The sequence below is a fragment of the Oceanobacillus salinisoli genome (assembly GCF_009733865.1).
Lineage (GTDB): Bacteria > Bacillota > Bacilli > Bacillales > Amphibacillaceae > Oceanobacillus > Oceanobacillus salinisoli.
Window position 1 is genome coordinate 66,503 of record NZ_WOFB01000028.1, and the last position, 6,925, is coordinate 73,427.

Sequence of the window (6,925 nt, forward strand, 5' to 3'; positions counted from 1 at the left end):
TACAATTCATCCCCTAAAGGTAGGTTACTCCAGGTCCTGGTTTACTTAACGTCACATCGCTTACTCCAGGTATATCTTCTAATACTTTTTTCACTTTATCTTCGTTCTCTGGTAAATACAGTACTTTTACATTTGGCCCTGCATCGATGGTAAAATACGCTGGTATCCCATTTTCCCGCATTTCCTGTACGGTTTGCATCACACGCATCGTCGTGTCATGCCAGTATGTAAATGGTGGGTTTGCACCTAACGTTGTTGCATGCATCTTTAAGCAATTAGCCTCTGCAATGGAGCCAGTCTTTTCAAAATCCTTTTCACGAATAGCTGCTTTGATTTCCTTCATATCATAGGGAATACTATCCAACCAGCCTGTGTAGAATGGAGAGGTTTCCACCGTTCTTTTCATTCCTGCTCTGCTCGAGACCTTTTTCTCCGTAGAAGAGAGGACAACTGCCGCAACTCGTACATCCCAATGTTTTTCAGATGCTATTTGAATGGCATGTGAATCTAATCCGTCTTCCCGTGAACCCATTTCCCATTCAACAAATCCACCGTAAATCGAGCGGCAAGCAGAACCTGATCCTTGTCGGGTCAATCTGGAGAGTTCTTCATCATTTACATTGAAACCAATTGCACGTGTGCTGGCAGCAGCAAGCGCAGCAAAACCGGAAGCAGATGATGCAAATCCTGCTGCAGTCGGTACTGTATTAATAGAGTGTACTTCTGCAAATAAATGTTTTTTTTCAGATTGATTTCGTATTAAATCAAGAAATTTCGTGACCCGATTATACGATTCTCCCTCTATAATTTGGTCATTAAGGGTAAATACATCTCTAGATAAATCGTCATGAAAGGCTACAGTAGTTGTTGTATAAAAGCCATCCAATGTTAGAGAAAGGCTGCTATTGGTAGGAAGGATAATATCCTCATTACGCTTTCCCCAATATTTAATTAATGCAATATTTGTATGAGCCTTCGCTGTAGCCTTCATAGTTTATCTCCTTTTTTATCCATTAATCCTGTTTCTTTAATACAAACGGCCACACAGCATGCGCACCGTATTTCCTTAGTTTCTCAGCTAACTGACGAGAATGGACTTCATTTTGCGCTAGGGCAATAATACAGCCACCATTCCCACCACCGGTTAATTTTGCTCCTAATGCTCCTTCTTGTCTCGCAAAATAAATTAACTTATTTAAACCTGTATCACTAACCCCCAAGGTTTCAAGCTCCCTTTGTGCTTCGTCAAGCAAATGACCTAAGAAGTGTTTCCCAGCCTTCTCTAAAGCATGTTTCGCCTGGTGGGTTAACTCCCCTATACGTTCTAATTTTCGCTGTATCTTTTTGGGAGTAGATTTTAATAAACGAGCAACGGACTCTACCGACATACGAGTATCTCCGACTCTGCCAGAATCCGCAACCACGAAATAATAATCTTCTTTAAGATCCAGGTATTTAATTGGAAGATCCCTTTCATACCATACCGGCGAATTAGATGTAATAGTTAACGTATCAATACCACTTGGCTGTCCATGTGCAAACGTTTCTGCAATATTTGCTAAATCTAATAACTCTTGTTCCGAATACGTTCGATTGGCAAAAGCAAATAAAGAACGAATAACAGAAATAGCAACCGATGCACTGGATCCGAGTCCTTTTCCAGGTGGAATCGATGAGCTGATCCGAATGAGCAAATCTTCCTTAGGCATCTCCAGATAATCTAACGTGCCATTAATACACCTAACTATTCCATATAATGATTCTGGTGCATCATCCATCGTACCATGGTAAAAGGCACTATCAATTTTTATAATACCAGGCACTTGTTCAATAACCGTCTCCACACCGATCAAAGGAAAGGGTATAGCAATAGCTGGCTGTCCGTGTACAACCGCATGCTCCCCTATTAATATTAATTTACTATGAGCTATACCAATAGCTGTTTTTTCTGTGGTTGTTACTTCTTCTGCACTCATTTTGTATATTGTTCCACCAATTCTTTAGCTTTTCCTACACGGATTTGTTTTTCTTTGATTAGTTCTCGGGCAATAATATCGATCATCTCCCCTGTAGCTCCTGCCGCAACGGCAACAGAGCGAGAGTGTAGTGCCATATGTCCTTTTTGAATTCCATCAGTTGCTAAAGCCTTAAGTGCTCCAAGATTCTGAGCCAGACCTACTGCAACGATGACTTGTGCTAACTCTTTTGCCGATTTTACTTGTAGTATGTTCATTGCAAATTTAGCCAGCGGATGAACACGTGTTGCTCCACCAACAATCCCAACAGATATTGGTAGTTCCAATTCTCCAACTAGATTACCATATTCATCTTTAGACCAGACTGTCATTGAACTATACGTTCCGTTACGGGAAGCATAAGCATGTGCACCTGCTTCTACGGCTCTCCAGTCATTACCGGTCGCAATAACGACAGGATCAATACCATTCATAATTCCTTTATTATGGGTCACAGCGCGATAAAGGTCGGATGCGGCAAATTCATATGCATGAATGACTCCATCCCGCACTTCTTCCCCGGAGTATTCCCCCGTTTGCAATAACTCTGGAGGAATTACACAGCTTGCTTTAGCAATACATTTATCTGCATAGTTCGATAAAATCCGCAAATATACCTTACCTCTGGTCATTTCCTCTATAATTGGTGCCAGTGATTCAACCATTGTATTAATAATATTGGCACCCATCGCATCACATGTATTAATGTATACATGAATAACAAGCATTTGACTGTAGGCAGAGTTGGAGTCTTCGTTTAAAATTCGAACATCTAAATCCTCTGCCCCTCCACCCCGGGCAACAATACTTGGATATGCATTATTCGCAGCTTCTAATAAAACTTCTTTATTTTGAAGGATTGCTTCTTTTGCAGCTGGAAAATCTGAACATCCAACTACTTGAACTTGGCCAATCATCAAACGTTCTGCGGCCTCTGTAGTGAATCCTCCAGATTTCCTCACAATTCTGGCAATATGACTTGCTGAAGCTACTACAGACGCTTCTTCAATTACCATTGGGACTACATAATCTTTCCCGTTTATTAGAAAGTTTAATCCTAAACCTAATGGAAGTTCAAAAGTTCCAATTACATTTTCAATCATTTTATCCGCAGTGTCTGTTGTTAACGGTGCTTTCTTATGGATGTTATCTATATCCTCATCGGAAAAATCATGTAACTTTTTCAACATTTCAATCCGTTCGTCAACAGTCATATTATAGAATCCAGGAATTCTGGAGGTCTCCATACTGTATCATCCTTTTTGTATAAACTGCATATAACGTTACATAAATTCTGTTCTTATTATAACATGTTATCATCATTTTCATTATCAGAATGTCTTTATATCATACAATAATTTATAGTCATTTGCTAAATTAAAACATCTCTATCCATTATGTAAAAAAACATCATAAAATGCAAATAAACAAGGCGTTTTGATTAACGACCTTGTTTATTAAATAGGTTATCAGTTATTATTATTTAGAGTTAATGGTGAGCCATGAAGGATTCGAACCTTCGACCCTCTGATTAAAAGTCAGATGCTCTACCGACTGAGCTAATGGCTCCTTTTACTTATGTTACACCCTGCTGTTATTATAAGCAGTATACATGTTGTCGTCCCTTGCATTTTCCAAAATTTAATGGTTGTGGTTTTTGCGGTTTATTAGGTAAAGTTTACACATGCAAGAACGGGTAAACCAATGTCTTTTTCAAAAAAAGCAAAAAAAAAATGGCTGGGCCACCAGGATTCGAACCTGGGGTACACGGGATCAAAACCCGATGCCTTACCGCTTGGCTATGGCCCAATAATCACAATGGTGGAGGGGGGCAGATTCGAACTGCCGAACCCAGAGGGAGCGGATTTACAGTCCGCCGCGTTTAGCCACTTCGCTACCCCTCCGTATTGTTTACCATAATATTTAAATTTATACATTTTGATTTTAAAAAATAGGATGCCGGCCAGAGGACTTGAACCCCCAACCTACTGATTACAAGTCAGTTGCTCTACCAATTGAGCTAGGCCGGCATGGTGGAGGATACAGGGCTCGAACCTGTGACCCCCTGCTTGTAAGGCAGGTGCTCTCCCAGCTGAGCTAATCCTCCAGATAATTGGTGACCCGTACGGGATTCGAACCCGTGTTACCGCCGTGAAAGGGCGGTGTCTTAACCACTTGACCAACGGGCCAGATTTCATAAAATAAGACAAAATACTACATTTTTTTGTATCCCTGTTTCAAACTGACGAATTTTATTATACCTAGTTCTCGACACTTTGTAAAGGGTAAATTTATATTTTCATTAAAAAAATTAGTCTGCTTCCAAAACACTGTTGTATCAAGGGTTTATATAACCAAAAGCACTAAATCGTCTAATTTTCCAGAAAAAAAGTTAGTAAGAGGTTGTTCAAAAAGTCCGGTAAAAATAACGCATCGAATTTTTTCGTTGGTTCGCTTTTCCGCTCATGTACCTTTTAATGTACACTCCAGTGATCAACGCTTCACTGCCTCGAATTTCTCGGTCCTTTTTATAAAGATAAGAAAGTATATATTTACGCTTTGATGTCTAGCTCTATCGCCCAGCGACTAGCGGACTTCCCTCACCTCCGTACGATAAAGAAGACTTGCCGATTGGTGAAACCAGAGGCTTAGTCGCACTTATACCCTTGCGGTGAAAGTCAACATCGACTCACTCCGTTCGTCGTGTTTCCTTTATCTCCTACGGGGACTGTTCGGTTAAAACCGCCGCTTTGCGCGGCAACACCGAACCACCTGACATGGCCAGGCGCAGTCGGTACGTCGCTAAACGGGCGCTTGCGATTTTCTTACCTCCTTTTTGACACACACTATAAGCATACTATGTTCTACATACATTAGTACCAAGTAATAATAACTCATTCCAATGAAATATTTTATTTCTACTACCTTATTAGGTTATAATATACAAAACAATTATTTTTTGGAGGTAAATATGACAGGTTTATTAGATGGAAAAAATATTGTAGTTATGGGTGTTGCAAATGAAAGAAGCATTGCTTGGGGAATTACAAAGTCTTTACATAATGCTGGAGCAAACTTAATCTTTACCAACAGACAAGAACGTTCCTATAAAAAATTAGTTAAATTACTTGAGAATAATGAAATAGATCCTAAACTAATTGTCTCATGTGACGTCTCAAGCGATGAAAGCATTCAAGAAGCTTTTCAAAAGATTAAAGAAGAAGTTGGGGTCATTCACGGAGTCATTCACTCAGTTGCTTTTGCTAAGCGTGAGGAACTACAAGGAGAATATGCAGATACATCACGTGAAGGATTTTTAGTAGCACAAGAAATTAGTGCGTATTCTTTAGTGGCTGTTACAAGAGCTGCAAAAGAATTAATGACTGAGGGAGGAAGCATTGTTACTCAAACTTATATAGGATCGGAGCGAGTAATACCGAACTATAATGTCATGGGTGTTGCTAAAGCTTCTTTGGAGGCTAGTGTACGTTATTTAGCAGAAGACGTTGGTAAATATGGCATCCGTGTCAATGCGGTATCAGCAGGTCCTATCCGCACACTCTCAGCCAAAGGAGTATCAGGCTTTAACGAAAAAGCTAATGTTATAGAGGAAAAAGCACCTTTACGACGAAGTATTGATCAAGACCAAGTTGGAGACGCCACATTATTCTTCATTAGTGACCTATCCAGAGGTGTAACCGGAGAAGTTCTACACGTTGATTCAGGTTTCCATATTGTTGGCGGTTAACCTAGCATACATTCGGCTTCGTTATTCTATAACGAAGCCGATGTATTTTTTTGAATTTAAACAAAACAAGATAGATTCCACACTGTAGATATAATACAAATTAACAACAATCTGGTGTTAATACTTCTATAGTTTTCCCCTTATTGCTTGGAACTGGACCAGCTAGAGTCTCCACCAACTTCCAGAATTTCTATAAACATAGCTTCTTCATCAAAAATCGGAGTCAATCCTACACCGAATGGATCGAGTTTTTTGAAATAAACGAAACCGCCTTGGTTATTAACATTAATCCTATTGTGTAATAAAATTAATGAAACAATAAGACTTGTAGGTAAAATTCTATCTAATAATTGGGGTGAGGGAACAATGGCCATATTTAGAAAGGTCGCAAATAAATAGAATAACATCTTTTCCTATGTCTTAATAAATATACCGTTTTTTAATATTTGAATGTAATCTCTTGCTCCATGTAATATTCGATAAATAAATACAGTATTTTTGAATAACTCGATAAAAAGCTATATAAGGTTCTGAAATAATCATTCGAAACTATAATGACTTAATGAATCTTCTATTAATTTCGCACCAGCATAAGGGAAATTCGCAAGTTGTTTTAACGATGTAATAATGCGTTCAGCTGCTGGCAGTAATTCTACTTTATAACTTTCCATTAAATAAATTTCAATTTGGACACCAATTGGGGAACAAATTATCTCTTTTTAAAATCATTATAAATACAAAAAAACGCTCCATCCCAAATGGGACAAGCGTTTCATCGAGAGCTTCCAAGCGGACTTGAACCGCTGACCCCTTCCTTACCATGGAAGTGCTCTACCTGCTGAGCTATGGAAGCATAAAAATGGCTCCACAGGTAGGATTCGAACCTACGACCGATCGGTTAACAGCCGATTGCTCTACCACTGAGCTACTGTGGAATAATAATATTATATAGTGTGCCTGGCAACGTCCTACTCTCGCAGGGGGAACCCCCAACTACCATCGGCGCTGGAGAGCTTAACTTCTGTGTTCGGCATGGGAACAGGTGTGACCTCTCCGCCATCGTCACCAGACAATTATTTACAAATGTAGACAATATTTATTATATACAAAAATTAAGGTTTTATACCCTAAAAACTAAATAAGAGAAAATCAAGACATCTTT

5 protein-coding genes, 8 tRNA genes and 1 rRNA gene are annotated in these 6,925 nt (G+C 39.2%); 1 reads left to right on the forward strand and 13 read right to left on the reverse strand.

The genetic code is table 11. The features are described from left to right. Nucleotides 1–13 precede the first annotated feature (13 nt). The 9 genes from mvaD to GMJ66_RS17545 form a co-directional block, all read right to left on the reverse strand. Complete coding sequence (mvaD, locus tag GMJ66_RS17505) at nt 14–991, reverse strand: diphosphomevalonate decarboxylase (protein WP_156291616.1); 978 nt, start codon at nt 989–991, stop codon at nt 14–16. 22 nt (nt 992–1,013) lie between these two features. Next, nucleotides 1,014–1,976, reverse strand: a complete 963-nt coding sequence (mvk, locus tag GMJ66_RS17510) for a mevalonate kinase (RefSeq protein WP_156291617.1) — start codon at nt 1,974–1,976, stop codon at nt 1,014–1,016. Continuing rightward, the gene (locus tag GMJ66_RS17515) at nt 1,973–3,262 is read right to left on the reverse strand and encodes a hydroxymethylglutaryl-CoA reductase, degradative (RefSeq protein ID WP_156291618.1); all 1,290 of its coding nucleotides are present in this window, start codon (nt 3,260–3,262) and stop codon (nt 1,973–1,975) included. The genes mvk and GMJ66_RS17515 overlap by 4 nt, the downstream gene beginning before the upstream one ends. Nucleotides 3,263–3,508: 246 nt before the next feature. Further along, nucleotides 3,509–3,584 (reverse strand) — tRNA-Lys (locus GMJ66_RS17520). A gap of 165 nt (nt 3,585–3,749) precedes the next feature. Then, nucleotides 3,750–3,824 (reverse strand) — tRNA-Gln (locus tag GMJ66_RS17525). Between the two features lie 10 nt (nt 3,825–3,834). Then, a tRNA-Tyr gene (locus tag GMJ66_RS17530) sits at nt 3,835–3,919 on the reverse strand. Nucleotides 3,920–3,972: 53 nt separating this feature from the next. After that, nucleotides 3,973–4,045: transfer RNA gene (locus tag GMJ66_RS17535), tRNA-Thr, on the reverse strand. 1 nt (nt 4,046) lies between these two features. Next, a tRNA-Val gene (locus GMJ66_RS17540) sits at nt 4,047–4,122 on the reverse strand. 7 nt (nt 4,123–4,129) lie between these two features. Then, nucleotides 4,130–4,204, reverse strand: a tRNA-Glu gene (locus GMJ66_RS17545). Nucleotides 4,205–4,986: 782 nt separating this feature from the next. Here GMJ66_RS17545 and fabI point away from each other — a divergent pair. After that, nucleotides 4,987–5,763, forward strand: coding sequence for an enoyl-ACP reductase FabI (gene fabI / locus GMJ66_RS17550; RefSeq protein ID WP_156291619.1), 777 nt, complete (start codon nt 4,987–4,989; stop codon nt 5,761–5,763). A 140-nt stretch (nt 5,764–5,903) separates the two neighbouring features. Here fabI and GMJ66_RS17555 read toward each other — a convergent pair whose 3' ends face one another. The 4 genes from GMJ66_RS17555 to rrf all read right to left on the reverse strand — a co-directional run bounded on the left by GMJ66_RS17555 (nt 5,904) and on the right by rrf (nt 6,833). Beyond that, nucleotides 5,904–6,170 carry a hypothetical protein gene (locus GMJ66_RS17555; RefSeq protein ID WP_156291620.1) on the reverse strand — a complete coding sequence of 89 codons (267 nt, stop codon included), beginning with the start codon at nt 6,168–6,170 and terminating at the stop codon, nt 5,904–5,906. 373 nt (nt 6,171–6,543) lie between these two features. Beyond that, nucleotides 6,544–6,616: transfer RNA gene (locus GMJ66_RS17560), tRNA-Thr, on the reverse strand. Between the two features lie 7 nt (nt 6,617–6,623). After that, nucleotides 6,624–6,698: transfer RNA gene (locus tag GMJ66_RS17565), tRNA-Asn, on the reverse strand. Nucleotides 6,699–6,718: 20 nt separating this feature from the next. Continuing rightward, nucleotides 6,719–6,833: ribosomal RNA gene (rrf, locus tag GMJ66_RS17570) — 5S ribosomal RNA — on the reverse strand. Nucleotides 6,834–6,925: the final 92 nt, after the last annotated feature.

Excerpts from the sequence above, each read along its gene's own strand:
- mvaD (WP_156291616.1), bottom strand. The coding sequence starts at position 991 with ATGAAGGCTACAGCGAAGGCTCATACAAATATTGCATTAATTAAATAT.
- mvk (WP_156291617.1), bottom strand. The coding sequence starts at position 1,976 with ATGAGTGCAGAAGAAGTAACAACCACAGAAAAAACAGCTATTGGTATA.
- GMJ66_RS17515 (WP_156291618.1), bottom strand. The coding sequence starts at position 3,262 with ATGGAGACCTCCAGAATTCCTGGATTCTATAATATGACTGTTGACGAA.
- fabI (WP_156291619.1), top strand. The coding sequence starts at position 4,987 with ATGACAGGTTTATTAGATGGAAAAAATATTGTAGTTATGGGTGTTGCA.
- GMJ66_RS17555 (WP_156291620.1), bottom strand. The coding sequence starts at position 6,170 with ATGTTATTCTATTTATTTGCGACCTTTCTAAATATGGCCATTGTTCCC.